Here is an 18,682-nt window from a genome sequence, read left to right as displayed (position 1 = left end):
ATGACAGCACCATCAACATTAAATAAGCAGTATAATTTTAAAGGTTATCTTGCTCTGGTCATTCCCTTTATTATTTCAACCATTACAACGCCCTTACTCGGTGTTGTAGATACTGCCCTAGTGGGTCATTTACCCAATCCAGCATTTATTGCAGGGATTGCTGTTGGTACGGTTATTTTTAATACCCTATATTGGTTATTTGGCTTTTTACGTGTGAGTACAACCGGTTTTGCAGCACAAGCATTAGATGATCCCATTTTATTAAGAGCCTCACTCATCCGTCCTCTTTTTATTGCAATTTTATTAGGTATCATTTTTATCATTTGTCAAAGCGTAATCTTCAATACCGCAATGCAGATTATTAAACCAAATCAAGACGTAAAACATCACGCACACACCTATTTTACTATCCTGATTTGGGGTGCGCCGTTTGTGTTAATCAATTACGTTTTAGTGGGATGGCTAATGGGCATGGCGAAAATAAAAGCCGTATTATTTTTGCAGGTATTAATCAATCTACTAAATATTGTTATGGCAATGATTTTGGTATGGGGATTTCAATTTGATGTATCAGGTGTCGCCTTTGCAACCTTAAGCGCGCAAATAATCTGCACATTATTAGGCATTTGGTTTATTTATCGTTATTTACCTAAAGCCAAGCAAAAAACCGACCTCGCCACAATATTATCTTGGCAATCATTAAAAGGCGTGATTTTAGTGAATAGCAATTTAATGATTCGAACTATTTGTTTGTTAATTGTCACCAATCACTTTATCTCGATTGGCTCTAGTTTTAGTACCGAAATATTAGCCGCTAACGCTGTCTTATTCCAAATTCATTACTTAATGGCTTATCTATTTGACGGCTTTGCCAACGCATCAAGCGTATTTAGTGGCAAAGCAAAAGGCACTAAAGACATTACTTTATACAGTCAAACGTTACGCTGGTCAAAACTTGCCTGTATTATTTGTCCAATCCTATTAGTTGCAATTTGGTTGACCCTTGATACTACTATTATCAAATTACTCACCAATCAAATTGACATTATTGACATTTGCTTGCAATATCAACCTTGGTTAATCATCTTCCCTATCGTGGTAGCAGGTGGTTTGATCTATTACGGCGTCTTTTCGGGCATTAGCTATACTTCGTCTATCCGTGATTCAATGATACTTTCTTTAATATTATGGTTAGTATCGCAATATATTTGCGTACCAATCTGGGGTAATAACGGGTTATGGCTTTCTTATATTTTATTTAGTTTAGGTAGAACCTTATTTTTAGTCATCTGGATAAAAAAATCCAAAAATTATCTATTATACTAATCAACTAAACTATCTGCTCGATATCTGGGCTTTATGCTAACTAAAACATTGATCAGATAGTTTATATAAAAAATACCAAAGATAATCGCGTATAATACTTTTGTTTTCGGTTTAATATTATCTTCACCTAAACAATAGTAAATTAATACACATCTTGCGCAATTTGCCCAGTGAATAAACATAAAAAGGCTAATGACAAAAATTAGGTGCATTATTATTTCAATAAATTTATTTTGATATAACAGAGATATACCATCAGCAAAAAGTAAAATAATGCTAAAAATAATTAGCATAATGATGTAAGCATCACTTGTTACTTTCACACCAAGAGTTTTATTGATTAACTTATTACATTTATAAATTCATACTAAATCATAAATACCAAAAGTAACTATTGAAAATAGAATGAATTTAAATGTACTTAAGTTATTTTCTTGTTTTAACAGATTGAACTTTCTCGTTTTTATTCTTTAAATTAATTACAACATTATTTAATCGTTAATTTTTTAATCTATTCCAATAACAATGGAAAATTATAATGAATTGCGTAACCCATTAATCTTTTAAAAATAAAATAAGTTTGACACTAAAAAACAATACTTAACTTTACCGTGGAGAACAAATAAAAATACTAATTTAAAGTTTTTTATTATACTCAGGTTGCAAAATTACCGATAATTTTACAACCGACTTTAAGAGAGCAAACATCGCATTAATGCGGCTGCAATCAATAATCTGTTTATTGTTTTTGACAAATTTCATCAATTGATAGTGTTGCAGGCACATTACGATTATCGTTGAATTGCAAGCGGAATAAGAAGCGAATATCATAAGCACGTAACACATCAATCACGTCTTGCTTGTCACAAAATTGCGCATTCAGACCAAGCCTAATGCCTTCAGTGATATCTTCCATTGATGCACTTTGGCTATCGGTTGGCATATTGTATTCAAAAACGACGCTATTAAGGTTATAAAAAATATTAGTGACTTCGTAACCCGCTTCGACTTTAACCGGAAATGTTCCACCTTCGCCTAATATCGATCTTTTAGCACTATCCGCAAAGGCTTTAGTTATATTTGCTGACGGAGGCAATTCGGCACTATACGCGCTCGAAATCATAAAAAAAGCAGAAACTAGCACAGCCAATTTTATTCGTTTTTTCACTTCAGTATTCCTTATATTGAATCTTAATCCAGTTATATTATTTTAACGGCATTATTGGTTTCGATAAGCCTAATTAGGTTGTTATTTTACACAAAAAATCAGAGAAAAATAATAAAATATTAATTTTATTATAAAAATAAAGCAGAATAAAATATTTATCAAAACGGTAATTATCTAAAATCGACACAATCAAAAAAAGGCAACCCAATGGCTGCCTTTAATCGTATTAACTGACTAAAATCACTTTTTATTTGGATGAGGATCTTTAACTGAATCACCCTGCCCAGACATAATATACCACCCATTTTTGCTATGCGGTTTTTTATTATGATCAGGGCAAGGAGGTAACGATTTTTTGCTTTGGTTTGAATACATATAGCCACAATCGGCACACTTATAAGTACCAGCCGAAACATCACTACCATATGGAGCAAATTTTTGTACCATGATAAGTTTCCTCCTAATAAAATTGTCGATAAGTCCAATTACTTATCAATGTATATATAAGCGCTGATTTAAGAAAAAAGCAAGTACAATTTTTCAACAAAAAAATCAATAAAATATTTATTTTTATTACACAAAAAAACTTTTTGAAAGTGCATTTATTTTATTGAAGTTTTTATTTTGTTTTTTTTAAATAAACCAATCCTTTTGATATTGCTATCGTTTTGAAAAATTGGGATCATGGGGCTTGCTTAAAATAGCGTTACTATTTTGTTTTAACACAAAGCAAATCAACCATCTTAATGCCTTAATAATAAACAATATGCCATATGCCAAGCCACTTAAAACTGGAAATAAAAATGCACATAAAAAAACAAAAAATTCATTTAAACCAATACGGTAAGCCACAGCACTAAAGAAAACAGCTCCACCCCAAAAAATACAAAACAGTTCGCCTAAAAACAGCCCTAAAAACGAGGTAAATTGGCAGGTATTTGGCTCAGTAAACAGTTTTATCAACATCAAAACAAATAAAACAACTTCGATCAATAGGGTTAAACCTAAAAACAGAAAAATAATAGGCAAGTAAATATTTGAAGAAGAATCAAACTTAATAGTCGCCAATATAGGAATAATCATAAATAAATAACAAATAGCAAAGGCAATAAGCAATGTACCAATGTTGAGCACTTTTTGGAGCCTCTGTTTGGTTACTAATCTCAATTAGCACTCCTTTTTCGTATTAACATAGTGTATTTATCTAAAGAATAATGCACAACAATGATTACAAATTCAACAATTAATTAACAGGTTATGCAAAAATAACGCCTTGAATATGCCAAATTTACTCAAATAAAGGCAACATAATGGCAGACTTTTAATTGTATTCATAATCCAGCACTAGCTAGGTTGTCAAATAGAAAAACGTAGAAAAACATTGATTTTATTGAATTTTTATATTGGACATCTAACCAATAAAACACCTAAAAAAACTGCTCCTTTAAGCTCTCAATAAAGCCCAAATCCACATTAATCGGGTATACACTACGTTGCCAAGTGAGTAGGTAGCTGGCTTGTTGTGGGGTGAGGGGTAGTTAATTAAGTTAAACCAATTTTCCAAATTTTCAGCTAGGCTTATTTGTTAATAAATCTAAACGCCGTTATGCCATACCACTTAAGTTTGAGGCATTGATGGGATCTTAACCATATAACTAATTAATTTTAATAAAAATGGTCAAACAGAAAACTTCAATAAAATCGATGCCTTTCCTAAATAATTTTTATCACTATTGTTTTAATAAATCATCCACCTGTAACTATCCCCCCTAAAATAGTACAGAAAAAGAGGATTTAATCATGAAAAAAAGACAGTAAAATTAACTTGAATAAATATAAACAATAAACGATTTTTAACTAATTTCATGATTTTATTTACTAAAATGAAAAATTGTGAAAAGTGATAAATCATTTGATGGTGACCTTACTGGACTTGAACCAGTGACCAATCGATTATGAATTCTTTAATGTAACGTTTAAAAACAATAAGTTACAATTTAATCAATAGGTTGAGAATGCATATATAGGCACATTAGACTATATAAAATCACTCTCAACCACCAATTCACTATCATTATTCTAATGTAACAATAGCAGATATTTTTTCTTCAATTTTAGGTTTTAAATCTATCGTGTTATTTTTATGATGGATAACAACCCATTTTTTATTTTTAGTACAAAAATAGCAAATATACAGATTGTAATATTTATCTGACATAACATTATTAACAATACATAATTTGTAGTTACTATCTTTTTCCATAAAATGTTTATATTCATTGGGTGTTAGTATAATTCGTTTTCCATCACCAAATAATCCTTTAACTTCAATACAAATTGTAGTGTTATTTTTCTTGGCTTCCAGATCCCAGCCTTTATTTTCTTTAGCTACATTATCAACTGTATATCCATTTGTTTTATAATATTGTATTACTCGTTTTTCAGCTTTTTTTTCTGTCTTCTTTTTTAACTCTGGATTAGTGTTAAAAATTCCTTTTTTTGATTTTGTTGACGCAACAAATTCTGTATAGTTGCTAATGAATTTTTTAATTGATTTTATAAAGTCAATACTCTCGTCACTATCGGCATACCAATATTGGGTCCTCCCCATAAAACCTTTTTTAAATCTCGGGCAAATAATATCTCTTTCTTCAAATGGAAGTAGAACGCAATTATCTTCATTAGATTCAAACCAATAACCACTATCACTTTCTAAAAAAGAAGATTTTTGTTTATAACGGTATACCCTAGCATTGTTATACCACCCAACAATAACATTCCCTTTTTTTTCTATAGGATCTCTGGCAACCCATACAACACAGACATCATCTATAAAATCTTTATCTACTTTGTTTACTTTTTCAATTCTTTCTAAGTTTAGATTATTAGTTTTTTTGTCTACTCGAACATATCCATAACAATGCCCATTCATTGAATAGAAATTTGTTACTTCCCCACCATACCCATGCTCATTAACGAAAGAACCGCCTCCAATTAAAAGATCGTCATCTGTTTGTCCTTGATAATTCTTCATCCAACCAATATTACAGAACAATATTTTCATAAAATTACCTATTCAATTATATTCAACGGATTCAACCTTACCGCATCTTCAAAGTGATCAGGTGCAAAGTGTGCGTAATGCATGGTCATTTTGATATCGGTGTGGTCGAGTATTTTTTGTAAAACTAAAATATTGCCACCATTCATCATAAAATGGCTGGCAAAAGTATAGCGTAATACGTGGGTTAGCTGTCGATCTGGTAATTCTATTCCTGCACGATCGATTGCTGAGCGGAACGCTGAGTAACAGGGGGTAAATAAGCTACCATCCTTTTGGGAGATTTCGTTGAAGAGTTTGCCACTAATTGGAATGATTCGATTACGTTTGCCTTTGGTATTAATGTAGGTGATTTTACCATCTTTTACTTGAGTACCTTTTAGGCTTTCGGCTTCACTCCACCTTGCTCCTGTTGCTAGGCAAATTTTAACAATAATAGTTAAATCGGTAGCGGTGCTTTGCTCACAAGATAACAGAAGTTCATGGATTTGCTCTTTAGTAAGATAAGCCATTTCTTGCTCATCTGTTTTGAACGAGCGTATTCTTTCAAGCGGATTGCTATGTTGCCACTCCCCTAGCCGAATTAACTCATTAAACATGGCTTTAAAATAAGTTAATTCAAGATTGATTGTACGTGGAGCAACGTTTTTTATTCTGTCAGTACGAAATATTTCACCATCAATACGTTTTTGACGATAATTAGTAAACTGCTTAGCTGTAAAATGAGTAGCTAATGGATCATTAATGCATTCACAAGCAAATAACATCGCCTTGAGGCGTGTTTGCCCGTCTTTAAGCGTTTGCCCATGTAATGAATACCAACTGTTAATTAAATCCGATAAATGGCGTTTATCAATCTTTTCACCCAACCAAGGCTTTTGGTTGGTTTGCTCTTCTAAATAATTTTCGTAAGCTAACGCCTCGCCTTTGGTGGCGAAAGTTTTACGAACCCTACGACCACCATCAAGGTATTTTTCAAATAACCACTTACCTAATTTTTGTTTGCGAACTGTCATTTTATTTATTTAAGTATTTATTTGTAATATATCCAGAAATATTATCAATTTCAGGAAACATTGTGGCATCATTAATTGCTAACGTTTCTAAATCCTTTAACATAGTTGCTTTGTCACCACTGATTACTATTTTTACTTCATTATCATTCTTATCTTTGGGCCTGAAAGAAAAATGCTCTTTAGGTGGGGACATTTTTTTTAATGTTTCATGATCGAAACCAAATATAATAAAAGCCCCTTTTTGATTAATAATACGAGGATTATTTTGCTTAGGCTTTACACAAAACGGGGTAAATAAATCTGAACAAATAATTTTGTCACAGTCAAAGTAATACTTGTCTGCTCTTATGAATTGAAAATACTTATTAACCAACCCCTCATCAATAAAAAATAATAATCCCTCAATTAAAGAATCAATTTGTTGATATAGCATATTAAATAATAACAGTAATTCATCTACAATTGTTTCACAAACTCTTTCCTCTGAAAAGCTTTCACATGAAATTATTTCATCTAATTTCGTATAGATACTTACTACTAGTTCTTCAAGAGGCACATTTTGGAATAATGATACAAAATCATTACTTTCATACGTTCTTTTGTCGAACATCATTTGCACATATAAGGCTAGAATTTCAGATGTGAATTTTTGACTGCTATTTTTATAAAGGTAATCATAAATTATATATTGCCCATCAGCAGTGATATTTGCTAAAGATGTTTTATCATTAATTTTTATTGGGAATTTCCCATATTGCTTTTGAATTTGTTGTTTAGCAATCCGAGCCAACTCTCTTGCTACACCGTTTGGACTGGCATAACTCATTGAAGAAAATAACAAGCAGATTACAAATGATAGAACTATTTTAAATACTTTCTTCATATGTTTCTCTCCTATTTTTTAATTTTCTTACATCAACTTAGCCTTTAATTCGTTAAACTCTTGATCAGTTATTGCATCCTTTTCTTTTAGGCAGTTCAGCCGTTCCAGCTTATCCAACGTATCATCAGAAAGAATTGTTTCATTTGGTAACAATTCACCTTTACCGTTAGCAACCATTCTAATGAAGCTCTTTTTTAATTAAACCCCCAACCCCTTAACATACTCCAAATCTAATTCGAGGACTTCGGTTAGAAAGCGACGTGGGCTGTATTCTTTTCCTGCACATTCAATATAAGATTCAAAGCGTTCTGTTTTAAATGTGCGTTCATCGTTACTGTCAAAGCAGTAACCAGTGAAATAAACTTCGTCATACGAGTTTATTTGGACTTTATCTAATAACAATTCTCTTTTGCCGCTGGAATATCCAAATGAAATTGAAAATACGCCAGAATTCCAAATTGTGGTTAGGCTATTTCTAAAATTTTCAAAATCTCGCTCTCGTTGTTTGTATTCGTTATCATCTGAATCATCAGAATAATGTGAATAGTTATATGAAGCAGTTTGATCCGATGCCTTTTTAGTATCAAAGCAAGCCCTAGATTTTTCAATTTCCGAATTTAAATTATTGTTCGCCTCAACCTGTGCATTTTTGTTGCTTTGTCCACAGATTGCTCGACCTAACAAAATCAAACCACAAACAAAAAATGAACAAAGAGAAATAGCGCCTAAAGTAACCATCGTTGGATTAGGCGGCGAATCGTCTTTAGGAAAAGTAATGATATAGATAGCAAAAATTATTAAACTAAAAATTAAAACCTTTTTCACCGTGATCTTATGTTTTTTTGTAGACATTATTCATTTCCTATTAAATCAATTTAGCCTTTAATTCGTTAAGCTCTTGCTCGGTTATTGGACCCTTTTCTTGCAGGGTGGTGAGCCGTTCCAACTTACCTAACGTATCATTATAAAGAATAGTTTTTTCGGTTGTTGTTCGGTTGGTAAAAATTCACTTTCACCATTAGCTAACCACTTTAGTGTGGCGCCTATTTCAGCCATACAACGAATAACCCAATCAGAAGGGGAAAAATATCTTTTATATCTTAAAGAAAGATTTACTGATTTTGTACCAAAGTGATTACAAAGTTGTAGTTTTGCACGAAATCCATAGGCTTTAATTATTCGATCTATTACAGCGGCTCCGCCACTATCAAAATTAACTTGCATAATTTTAATCTCAAGTAATAAAAATTCATTAACAACATCTTAGATTAAATTAAATTAATTTAATCTAAGATTGAATAAATCATATAAAAACACATATAAACACTTAATTGGGAATAATGCACTATGACGCCAAGAATATCAATAGCTATTTCAGTGCCTTATGTCACTGTTGATGAATTTGCCCGTGTATCAGGCATGAATCCTCGCACAGTAAAAAAATACATTAGTGAAAGCAAGCTTCCTATCCGTAAAAAGCAAATCACTGGCAAATACGACCGCTCAATCACCTTTATCAATATGGTGACTTAAATATTAAAGAGGAATAAACAATAAGCCACACAATCTATTTAAGTCCAAAAGTCGCTAATAAGTCAGCTTTAATTTCTTATCCAGATTAATGACCACAACCCTAAAGGTTATATCGAAAAGTCAAACGGTAAAGTGATTAAGTTGTATAAGAAGTTAATTGCGGATTAATCAAGTTAATCAATAAAAGTAAGTAATCATGTTTTGTCAGATATCGGATTCAGAACAGCAGGCTACTTTTTTGCTTGGAAATAAAAAACGCAAGACTAAGTGCACTTAACCCTCGTTTATTCAATTCTGGGGTTACATGAACACAACACGAAATACTCAAGCAACTAATCAATACAGCTTTTTGCGTGAGTTTCATCGCCCATATAGACCAAACCAACGAATCTGATGCTTCATTTTTAACACGTTTATACAATGATTTTAATGCCGCTGTAACATTAAAAAAACGGCATACTGATTTTTTTCAAAAAAGGACTGGCAAAAACGATAAATGGTCAAGACATCCACCCATAAACTTGGCGATCAGTACCGCTTTGCTATTGCTGACAGAAATACTTACAAATCTTATTGGATTGACTACCGCCACTTAATAAAAGTGGCTGATTTTTAAATGTAAACTTTTGATTATATTGATTTAGAGTGGTGGCCCCTACTGGACTTGAACCAGTGACCAATCGATTATGAGTCGACTACATCAAATAACTGATTTTAATATTTAACTAAGCTCAGTATAGAGGGATAGATATTGTTTATAAATAATAAATAAATTAAAATTTTTGTCAACATCAATAATTATTCAGCATTTTATAACTATTAATACATTTCTGGCTAGTTTTTCATATTATTACTTTCAATTAAATAAATAGCAGTAAGTTATTTTAAATAATTTTAATAATCAACAAACCACTATTTATATAATTACTCCATTATTTTAATTGGTTAAAATGAGCATCTAAGCAAGATCTTAATTGTTCATGATCTGTCACAATATATTCTAATGTCGTTGACAAAGATGAATGCCCTAATAGTTCTTTTACCAACGTCACATTTCTGTCTGGATGCCTCATCAAGTTTGTTGCTAATGTATGTCTAAATCGATGGGGACTAACTCTTACACAACAAGCTTTTGATAACTGCTGAAAAAAAGAATCTATTCTATTAAAATTCATTTCTTTATAAAAATCACATTTATTATTTTTAAAATGATAAATATTAAATAATTGCATAGTCGGTTTCTTATTCAACATTTTCAATTGTTTTTTTAATTCAACAATATCATTAAATACATCATCAATGAGCGGAATTTCTCGTTCGCTGTGAGTTTTAGAGCCTTCTTCTCTTAAAAATAGCTTCTTATCTTTATCATTAACATCACAAATACGAATATGCAACAATTGATTACGTCGTATTCCTGTATATTGCAAGACTTTAATTAAAGTTATCCAAAACTGTGCTGGATAACAAAAATCTTTTATTGATTCTTTTAGCTGCTTTTGTTTTAGAAAATTTAAACAAATATCAATATTGGTTTGTGATACAGTCTTTTTTGCTTTCTTCCCCGATTTGATTAACATACTATCAAACGGATTTTTTTTTGAGCAACTAAACTATTTTCAATTCCAAACTTCATCAATGCTTTAAAATGCCGACAATAGCTATTCCACGTTACATTTTTACATTGTCTTACACACAAAATGTGGTTTCTAAAATTAGATACCTTTTCATGAGTGATGGAATCAATATCTGTAAACTCGCTATTAAAAAATCGAGTAAATGATTCAATATATCTTTGATAATTGTAACTACTTTGTTCACGCAATGACTTAAAGTCTAGATATGCAATTAACAATTTTTGCCAAGACATTTTTCCTTGTGTTTCTGTTTTTGTTTTCATAAAAACTCCTTATTAATTGTTTTTGTAAATATTAATATCATGGATTAAAGTTAAATGAGGGTTATCAGGGAAATTATTCTCAATAGCAAATAATGGTTTGTTATCAATTAAATAACCCTTAATAGTATGACTCTTTCTTTTTCCAGAAATGATGCATTTCCAGATGTTAAATCCTTCATCACTAAATTTTGTATGAATTTTTAAAGCTTGAAATTCACGTTGATATTGTTTCCAGTTACTATCATCATCATTACCATTTATATGTAAACTGTATTTTTTAAAAATTTTGGGAGTTACCATAAATATTTTATGGTCAACAGTATGAATGCATGCATTTTGGTTATTAACTGGTAATTTTTTATCAATAATTTGACTTCTAACCCATTTAAAAAATGGGTGATTATAGATATCATCATTATCTAATGTGTTAGAAATACACTCATTTGAAATAGAAATATTATTATTTTTTGAATCATTCCCTTTTATCTGACGGTTCTCTTTGGAATTGTCGCAATCATCATGATTATCAGCCATATCTACTTCAGATATCTCAATATTTGTCTGTTGATTAGAAAATAGATTAAATATTGTATCTTGCATTATAGAAGCTTTGTCATCTACAGACTCAGATATAATGTTTAATTTAGGCTCTTCTTCAACTTCCTCGGCAGGAATGGCAGGAATATTATCGGGTATCATAATATCATTTTTTTCAGTATGTTCAGGATTTTCAGCTTCTATCAACAGTGGAGTGATTGAACCTTTAAATGGTTCTGGAGCATTAGTAATATTATGAAATGCCACATTAGCAGGTATTCTAATAAGTGTTAATTTTTCAGCAATCCAACCACTCTCCTCAGATTCAATTTTACATGGCCAAATAGTTTTATCTTCATTTGCTATTGCTATCCCGTGCTCTTTTAATATATTAAATATTTTTGCATTATCAGTCGGTATATCAGTTATACCATTTTGCAACAAATTAGCTTTCATTTTATCGGTGAATGATTTACTGATAACCCAAACATCTTTCCCATCAAACCAGCCATCGCAAGCTTTTGGAGCATTCAAAATTAATTCCGATTCAATTAAATACCTTATCGAAACTATCATTTTACTCATTAATGATACAGGTTTACTCAGTATTTTTGTTGGGTCTCCACCTAAATTATTCGATACAGAAAACATATCAGCTTTTTGTATAATTTCAGATAATACGCCAGCTTTTTCAGTATGACCTGAACATAAACTTAAAAAAGATTTAAACAATTCAGGGAATTGTGATAACCAAGTGATACTTTCATCTGGTAAAATTCGTTTAATCATCAATGCTGCAGCACTCGGATGAAGAGAATAATCCTTATTTTTTTTATAATTAAACCGATACGGTAAATCTAAATTGCTTTTCCAGGGATACCAGATTTTGCCATCGTTCATTTCAACATGAACATCTACAACAACTTTACCTATGTCATGTAACAATGCACCGTATACAACTGCGGCACTCCAAGCCTGAGCTTGTCTTGGAATATCTTCTGCGTTAGCTCCAAGTAAGTAAGATTGTCTAAGCTTCAATGCATAATTTGCCACCTCCAGTCCGTGATCAATCATTCCCCCTGTATACGAGTGATGGTGTGCTTCCGAAGCTGGCAGTAATTGCACTATTTCAACATAATTATTGATAACATCCATATATAATTTATTAAACCTTTGTTGATCAATTGATACTCGTTGCCAAATTAGTGAGACCAACTTTTTTCGGGAAGGCGTATCAAGCAATTTTTTTGCGGATGTTGGAATATACCACCCATCTAACCCCGATAAAGTGGTGATATCATTAGTTTCGTTGTCTTCTTGTTTATTTTTAACAATTAATTTTTTTATTAAATGAAACATAATCACTATTATTTTTTAGATATCTGTAGTCTTTCAATATAAACTCGGTAAACCACATTTAATATAACAAAATAAACATTAATCAAAAGATCTTATTGCGATTTTTTACTTAATTAGTATAATTATCCTGTTTTCAGCTACTTTTTGTAGCAAACAACGAGAAGATGATCATTAATTCTCAGACGCTGCCAATAAAATGGGGCGTTCCTTTCTTAAGGTGATCACATCCTAACAGCCAACAAACTCACTACTTTCGTAGGTTGGTAGCATCTATTTGATGTTGAGTTATTTTAGACTATCTTTTACTCACCCATAGGGGAATTTTATCCCTATTGGGCATAAATTCTCCTTTTATTGACTTAATTTTGGAGAATATTATGACTAACTTAACTAATAACACAGTAACTAAACAATTTTTTGATTTACATACAACTGGAATTGGCTATTTAAACCGAATCCGTGAAGTTAAAGTCAAAAATGGTAAACCTTATTTATCATGTACAATCGCCGCTTTGAGGGGAAATTGTCAGAACGCCGAATATACTTACATTAACTGTAACGTTACCGGTGAAAAAGCAAAAAAATTAGTTGAAAAATGCATCGAAGCAAATAAAGCTAACAAAAAAATCTTAGTAAATTTTTGCGTTGGTGATATCTATGCTGAAACATTTACATACAGCACTGGGGATAAAAAAGGAGAAGTTGGAGTCAATTTAAAAGCTCGATTACTAAAAATCTCCAGCATTAAAATTGACGGTGAACTTAAATATTCGGATAAAATCGAACATTTAGAAAATCAAGGTGAACCTCAACAAATTGACGAAAAACTCAGTAATGTTGCATAATAATTAACGATAAAAAAAGCAAGGAAACTTGCTTTTTTTAATTGTAAAATCAGTTGCTTTTTACGTTTTTTAAATTACATTATTATTGGTGCAATACATATTGCAATGCACTTATAATATGGAGAATAAATTATGAGTAATAAACCTATACAAATCAGAATTGATGATAAACTTAGGGATGAATCATTTTCTGTTTTTAATCAGATGAATATTAAGCCAAATGAAGCTATTCGTGGTTTTTTGCGGTATGTCGCCAATAATAAGAGATTACCTTTTAAGGAAGTGAATCTATTTATTGACGAAGATGAAGATATTCTTAGAATTGCCGAAGATAGACTCAGAAATCCAGGTAAAACTATTGAGGTGAATGTGGATGACCTTTAAAGTCGTGTTCGATGAAAAGGCATTTAAAGAATGGAATAAATTAGATCGGAGTATTCAGCTTCAATTTAAAAAAAAGTTAAAAAAACTTCAGATTAACCCCTATATTGAATCAGCTAAGTTAAGTGGTTCACTGTCTGGGTGTTTCAAAATAAAATTGAGGTCATCTGGATTCAGAATGGTCTATAAAGTTATTGATGAGCTTATTATTATCAAAGTGTTAGCGATAGGTAAGCGAGAATCTTTAAATGTTTACAATGATGCGAAGCAGCGCATTAACTAAATCGTTATACTAATTTTTTTCGCTACTTTTAGTGGCAAACATAGAGAAGATGATCGTTAATTCTCTGACGTCGCCAATAAAATGGGACGTTCCTTTTTTAAGGTGATCACATCCTAACAGCCAACAAACTCACTACTTTCGTAGGTTGGTAACATCTGTTTGATGTTGAGTTCTTATAAACTTATCTTTTACTCACCCATAGGGGAATTTTATCCCTATCGGGCATAAATTCTCCTTTTATCGACTTAATTTTGGAGAATTATCATGACAATTAATTACATTAAAGACTTATTTACAAGTAATTATGGATTTAAACTAGAGATCAATTTCACTGACAATAATCAGGTCGAAATTATCACTTCTGAGCGTAGTTTCAATTCAATTATTGAGGCTGAAAATGAAATTACTCACCTTCTTAGTGATATTTGGATGGATGGTGAAATTAATAATCGTCCATGTAAAGTTAAACGTGCATCAATAGTAGACAATTCTACCCAGAACATAGTAATTAGTGGCTTAGTAAATGTAGTATTAGTTCATTGGCAGTTAAACCCAACAACTAATTTCATCGAATATCTGAAACGTAAATTACCTATTGTTCGTAATATTGAAATAGCTAAACTCATTGATCTAACTCGTTATGAATTAGCTTTATAAAAACTCTACACATTCCATTAGGAGAATACTCCTAATGGAGTGTTCTCCATCAATTAAACTATAGGAGAACACTTATGTATAGTGAAAATAAACTTGATAATGATACTAGTAAACGACTCTATCTTAGAGATGACATTATAAAAATTGATGACGATATATTATCTAATATTAAACGATATGATTTGATTAATTCATTCTCTGATGGAGAAGGCGTTGAATTTAATCTCTATCTATCAAAAATGGAAGATTGGTTAATGAAACAATGGCAATGTAATAATTTAAATGATTTCAATCATAAAATTGCTAGCCGTTTCAATTCATCTTATAAAGAAATTTTATCATCAGGAGATTATACACAATGTTTTTTGATTTGCTTTTTGGAGCATTTAAAAGAATTAGGCCATAATGCCTATTTTGATTTGTATTCCGAAGCTGTATTAAGTATTGATGGTGAAATTATTGATAATATCTGTCTCTTAACTAGTTAAATCATTCACAATAAGAAAGCAAGGAAACTTGCTTTTTTACGACTGATTTTATTCAGTGCAGATTGGACTCACGCAATAGATTTAAAAATAGGGGTTGAGGCTAATAATGGAAACAATAAAAAAAACAATTACAACAATCGAACAAATTAAAACACAAAAAGGGCTAGTTCTACAACGAACATTAACACATATAGCAACTAGTGATGGCACGCTCTGCAATAGCTATACAATAAAAAGAAATGAAAAAAATGAAGTAATTGGGGATTCTCTAAAAATCGCTGAAAACCAATACCCAATAACGTGTGTTGAGTGCCTAGTAACATGGGGGGAAGTTTGTAATTTTACTATTTCGGATTTTGCAGATTCTGAACAAAATAATTTCACTGAAACTCAGTTAAAAGAGATTTGTTTTGATAATTGCAACTCAGATTAATTTACAATATCAGCAACTCCATATTAATTTAATATGTAAGTTTGAATAAATCTTGATATTTCAAACATTTCAAAATCTAAATTATCACTGTACTTATTGATAACATGCAAACAATTGATACTATTTGCTTTAAATGAAAGAAAGCCCTCTTGATGCTCCACATCAATAACTGTTAAAAAAATATCTTCGGTATTATTCTTATCGAATAGTTGAGAATGCAAAGACAGTAACTTGTTAATATCGAATTTTTCATTATTTTTATATTTTAACTCAAATCCTTTTTCAATTAATCGTTCGCATGTGGTTATAATAACTATCTTCTCTTTCTCCTTTAATTGTTTTCTTTTTTCTTGTTCTCGAATGCAAGCCATATCCATCATTATTTGCTCCTATAATTATTTAGGCAATAATATTATTGCACTTATAATGCCATTTGGATTTATAATTAAAAAAACTGACACATAACGTGCCAGCTTTTACTTTATATCACTTATTTTTATACGGCAATTAGCTGTTTTGCTAAAGCCACTTCAATGGATTCATCATCAGAATTAAGTATATCTAATCCCGATTCAGGCATATCCCCTGAAGTACTTTGTGAAACCGCTATTTTTTTTGCCATTAATTTTAAACAGCTTGTTTGTGCTGAATTTTCATAGCCCAAATAAATCACTTTTACATCATTTTTCTGGCCAATTCTGAACGAACGTTTTGCTGCTTGTTGCAATGTGTAAACATTAAAACCAGTTTGCAAGAAAATAATGGTCGGAAAATCAAGTAAATCAAGACCTGTTTTAACAAGTTCTGGATTTGTTATGACAATATCATAATCTTTATCCACTTTGTCTAAGATCCAATCCTCTCTCTTTTCTGGCGACACATTTGATTTTAATATAGCTGTTTTTAAACCAGCTTGTTCTAAAATAAGCTTAAGCCGTTCTGTTATATCTCGAGTACCAGTATAAGTTGCATATACTAATACTTTACGACCATCTGTTTTTTCAGCTAAACAATGTTCAACTAAAGATTGCTCTTTTGGCGAACATTCAATAAAACTATCACCCTCATCACCACTAAATACAGATGGCACAAAAGCCAGCTTATCTCGTGTTCTTGGATGAGTGACTGTTTCTGCTCTAAAACAGCAGTCAGGCCATGCAAGTAAGGTATTGAGTACAACACCAAGTAATGTTGTATCTCTTTTCACTAATGCACTTCTCAACTCACTCTTAAGTTTATTCGATAAATCATCGTAATAACTTCTTTGCTCATATGACATTTTAATATCAATATACTCTTCAGTATAATTCGGGAGAATATTATCACCAATATCTTTAAGCTTTAGAAATACTGTATACGGTAATACATATCGTAAAATACCCTTTGGTCCAAAACCTGGAGCTTTTTGTGTTCGATGAGAAATCTGATTACCTTTGGCTGTTTTATGACTATTTCCATGCCTTTCCGTATATAGGTCTTTAATGATTCCATGATCTCGCATAAACTCCATTGCTGCAGTACCAAGTGAACCTCTGCTATTCGGTTTATAACCGTCTTCAATCATCTTAGACGTTAATACACGGAAAAGTAAAAAAAATAGGTCATCTGCATAACCTCCCATCAAAGTACCAGTTAAAAGTAAAATCTTTTTAACTTGGCTGGCAAGCACACCCATCGCCTGCCCTTGTGCAGAGCCCTGATTTTTATATTCATGACATTCATCAACAATCAATAAATCAAAAAATCCTTGTGGTAAATATCTTTTGATAAATTCGGTAGCTTGATAAGCACCCTCGCCAAAACCAAATTCAAGTTTAGCTAACGCTTTTTCCATTCTTATTGCTTGTCTGTCAGTGAAAATAAACTCACCCTCTTCATTCATAAGATTAACAAAATCTGATGCATTATCCGCAAGCAGATCAGATAGAAAATCGTCACCAAATTTATTAATTAAAGATTCAGCTTTTACTGGTCCAATTGTCGGAATTTGACACATCGATTTTTTAACTCTGTCTCTAAAACTAGAATTCGAGTTATTTGATGGTCTAATCAAAGTCCATAAAGCACTGCCACAATTCACACAAGTTGTTCGATGTTCTTTCAAAACAAAATCGCTAAAAAGAATTAACTCCCCCTCGTCATCACGACAAAAATTATAACAGTCGGGACAAGCAGCACAGTCTTTTTTTATGTATTTTGTTTTAACTTCCCCACTTTCATGAAAATTTTGCTTTTGGTAAATAGGTTTTGATTTCAGTGCGTGTTTCCAGTGGTATCCCATCCGCATTCGAACACGTCCTAAAACGTAAAATTCAGGCACATTAGATGTAGATGTAATACCTAACTTAAGCTCTTGTCTCAATTTTAATAGTTTTACAAGCGTATCTGAGCCATTTAAAACCCATACTTTTGCACCTGGTATCGTTTCTAAAATTTCACGTCGCCATTTATATACAAGATGAGGTGGCGAAATTATCAGATTACGTCGATACTGGGCTTCATAGTGAAGTACTGCTGCCACAGCAATTGCCATCATTGTCTTTCCTGTTCCCATTTCAGCATTGATAATTGCTGCAGGTTCATTCTGATCTAATAACAATTTTGTAACAGCCTGTACAACATTAGCTTGTTCACTAAATGGTTTACGTTTTAACTGTTCCATAATTGATTGTCGTTCAAATGACATATCATCCTCACTGTAAACTGGAGGATTAGATGCATTCAAACTATTCAATAGTGAATCTTTAAACTCGTTAATAAAACTATTTAAATCAATTTGTATATTTGATGTTACTTGTTCCATTTTTAATCC

The 18,682-nt window shown here is 31.5% G+C and carries 22 protein-coding genes; 8 read left to right on the top strand and 14 right to left on the bottom strand.

Annotated elements, in window-relative coordinates; all coding sequences use genetic code 11:
* The gene (locus tag GYY69_RS06745) at window positions 1–1,326 is read left to right on the top strand and encodes an MATE family efflux transporter (protein ID WP_174796985.1); all 1,326 of its coding nucleotides are present in this window, start codon (window positions 1–3) and stop codon (window positions 1,324–1,326) included.
* 739 nt (window positions 1,327–2,065) lie between these two features.
* Here GYY69_RS06745 and GYY69_RS06740 read toward each other — a convergent pair.
* The 9 genes from GYY69_RS06740 to GYY69_RS06700 all read right to left on the bottom strand — a co-directional run bounded on the left by GYY69_RS06740 (window position 2,066) and on the right by GYY69_RS06700 (window position 8,678).
* Window positions 2,066–2,494 carry a hypothetical protein gene (locus tag GYY69_RS06740; protein ID WP_174796984.1) on the bottom strand — a complete coding sequence of 143 codons (429 nt, stop codon included), beginning with the start codon at window positions 2,492–2,494 and terminating at the stop codon, window positions 2,066–2,068.
* A 240-nt stretch (window positions 2,495–2,734) separates the two neighbouring features.
* Complete coding sequence (locus tag GYY69_RS06735) at window positions 2,735–2,941, bottom strand: hypothetical protein (protein ID WP_174796983.1); 207 nt, start codon at window positions 2,939–2,941, stop codon at window positions 2,735–2,737.
* A 213-nt stretch (window positions 2,942–3,154) separates the two neighbouring features.
* Window positions 3,155–3,661, bottom strand: coding sequence for a hypothetical protein (locus tag GYY69_RS06730; RefSeq protein WP_174796982.1), 507 nt, complete (start codon window positions 3,659–3,661; stop codon window positions 3,155–3,157).
* Between the two features lie 907 nt (window positions 3,662–4,568).
* Window positions 4,569–5,558, bottom strand: a complete 990-nt coding sequence (locus GYY69_RS06725; RefSeq protein ID WP_174796981.1) for a protein NO VEIN domain-containing protein — start codon at window positions 5,556–5,558, stop codon at window positions 4,569–4,571.
* Window positions 5,559–5,566: 8 nt separating this feature from the next.
* Window positions 5,567–6,571, bottom strand: a complete 1,005-nt coding sequence (locus GYY69_RS06720; protein WP_174796980.1) for a phage integrase — start codon at window positions 6,569–6,571, stop codon at window positions 5,567–5,569.
* A 1-nt stretch (window position 6,572) separates the two neighbouring features.
* Complete coding sequence (locus GYY69_RS06715) at window positions 6,573–7,454, bottom strand: hypothetical protein (RefSeq protein ID WP_174796979.1); 882 nt, start codon at window positions 7,452–7,454, stop codon at window positions 6,573–6,575.
* A 27-nt stretch (window positions 7,455–7,481) separates the two neighbouring features.
* On the bottom strand, window positions 7,482–7,631 hold the full coding sequence (locus GYY69_RS06710) for a hypothetical protein (RefSeq protein ID WP_174796978.1): 150 nt from the start codon (window positions 7,629–7,631) through the stop codon (window positions 7,482–7,484).
* A gap of 21 nt (window positions 7,632–7,652) precedes the next feature.
* Window positions 7,653–8,306, bottom strand: coding sequence for a hypothetical protein (locus GYY69_RS06705; protein ID WP_174796977.1), 654 nt, complete (start codon window positions 8,304–8,306; stop codon window positions 7,653–7,655).
* A gap of 99 nt (window positions 8,307–8,405) precedes the next feature.
* Window positions 8,406–8,678 carry a helix-turn-helix transcriptional regulator gene (locus tag GYY69_RS06700; RefSeq protein WP_174796976.1) on the bottom strand — a complete coding sequence of 91 codons (273 nt, stop codon included), beginning with the start codon at window positions 8,676–8,678 and terminating at the stop codon, window positions 8,406–8,408.
* A 123-nt stretch (window positions 8,679–8,801) separates the two neighbouring features.
* Here GYY69_RS06700 and GYY69_RS06695 point away from each other — a divergent pair, with 123 nt between their 5' ends.
* Window positions 8,802–8,987, top strand: coding sequence for a regulator (locus GYY69_RS06695; RefSeq protein WP_174796975.1), 186 nt, complete (start codon window positions 8,802–8,804; stop codon window positions 8,985–8,987).
* Between the two features lie 932 nt (window positions 8,988–9,919).
* Here GYY69_RS06695 and GYY69_RS06690 read toward each other — a convergent pair.
* Genes GYY69_RS06690 through mobH form a run of 3 tightly spaced genes read right to left on the bottom strand, consistent with a single transcriptional unit; the run spans window position 9,920 to window position 12,783 of the window.
* The gene (locus tag GYY69_RS06690) at window positions 9,920–10,567 is read right to left on the bottom strand and encodes a site-specific integrase (protein WP_160430858.1); all 648 of its coding nucleotides are present in this window, start codon (window positions 10,565–10,567) and stop codon (window positions 9,920–9,922) included.
* Window positions 10,561–10,887: a phage integrase SAM-like domain-containing protein gene (locus tag GYY69_RS06685; RefSeq protein WP_174796974.1), complete on the bottom strand. Its 327-nt coding sequence runs from the start codon at window positions 10,885–10,887 to the stop codon at window positions 10,561–10,563. The genes GYY69_RS06690 and GYY69_RS06685 overlap by 7 nt, the downstream gene beginning before the upstream one ends.
* A 12-nt stretch (window positions 10,888–10,899) precedes the next feature.
* Window positions 10,900–12,783, bottom strand: a complete 1,884-nt coding sequence (mobH, locus tag GYY69_RS06680) for a MobH family relaxase (RefSeq protein ID WP_174796973.1) — start codon at window positions 12,781–12,783, stop codon at window positions 10,900–10,902.
* Between the two features lie 377 nt (window positions 12,784–13,160).
* On the opposite strand from mobH, the gene GYY69_RS06675 reads away from it, so the two are divergent.
* The 6 genes from GYY69_RS06675 (at window position 13,161) to GYY69_RS06650 (ending at window position 15,870) form a co-directional block, all read left to right on the top strand.
* Window positions 13,161–13,628 carry an STY4534 family ICE replication protein gene (locus GYY69_RS06675; protein WP_174796972.1) on the top strand — a complete coding sequence of 156 codons (468 nt, stop codon included), beginning with the start codon at window positions 13,161–13,163 and terminating at the stop codon, window positions 13,626–13,628.
* Window positions 13,629–13,760: 132 nt separating this feature from the next.
* Window positions 13,761–14,012, top strand: a complete 252-nt coding sequence (locus GYY69_RS06670; RefSeq protein ID WP_160432459.1) for a type II toxin-antitoxin system RelB/DinJ family antitoxin — start codon at window positions 13,761–13,763, stop codon at window positions 14,010–14,012.
* Complete coding sequence (locus GYY69_RS06665; protein ID WP_065583136.1) at window positions 14,002–14,292, top strand: type II toxin-antitoxin system RelE family toxin; 291 nt, start codon at window positions 14,002–14,004, stop codon at window positions 14,290–14,292. Before GYY69_RS06670 ends, GYY69_RS06665 begins: the two co-directional genes overlap by 11 nt.
* 264 nt (window positions 14,293–14,556) lie before the next feature.
* The gene (locus GYY69_RS06660; RefSeq protein ID WP_174796971.1) at window positions 14,557–14,949 is read left to right on the top strand and encodes a hypothetical protein; all 393 of its coding nucleotides are present in this window, start codon (window positions 14,557–14,559) and stop codon (window positions 14,947–14,949) included.
* Between the two features lie 74 nt (window positions 14,950–15,023).
* The gene (locus tag GYY69_RS06655) at window positions 15,024–15,437 is read left to right on the top strand and encodes a hypothetical protein (RefSeq protein WP_160430866.1); all 414 of its coding nucleotides are present in this window, start codon (window positions 15,024–15,026) and stop codon (window positions 15,435–15,437) included.
* A 106-nt stretch (window positions 15,438–15,543) separates the two neighbouring features.
* Window positions 15,544–15,870, top strand: coding sequence for a hypothetical protein (locus GYY69_RS06650; RefSeq protein WP_160430868.1), 327 nt, complete (start codon window positions 15,544–15,546; stop codon window positions 15,868–15,870).
* A 23-nt stretch (window positions 15,871–15,893) separates the two neighbouring features.
* Here GYY69_RS06650 and GYY69_RS06645 read toward each other — a convergent pair whose 3' ends face one another.
* A complete protein-coding gene (locus tag GYY69_RS06645) occupies window positions 15,894–16,250 on the bottom strand; it encodes a hypothetical protein (RefSeq protein WP_174796970.1) in 357 nt (118 codons plus the stop codon).
* 116 nt (window positions 16,251–16,366) lie between these two features.
* Entirely contained in the window at window positions 16,367–18,673 is a 2,307-nt protein-coding gene (locus GYY69_RS06640) for an SNF2-related protein (protein WP_174796969.1), read from the bottom strand.
* Between the last annotated feature and the right edge of the window lie 9 nt (window positions 18,674–18,682).

It is taken from the genome of Gilliamella sp. ESL0250 (genome assembly GCF_013345045.1).
Classification (GTDB): domain Bacteria; phylum Pseudomonadota; class Gammaproteobacteria; order Enterobacterales; family Orbaceae; genus Gilliamella; species Gilliamella apicola_H.
The sequence above is the reverse complement of the archived record's forward strand: the minus strand, read 5'-3'. Positions and strand labels throughout refer to the sequence as shown.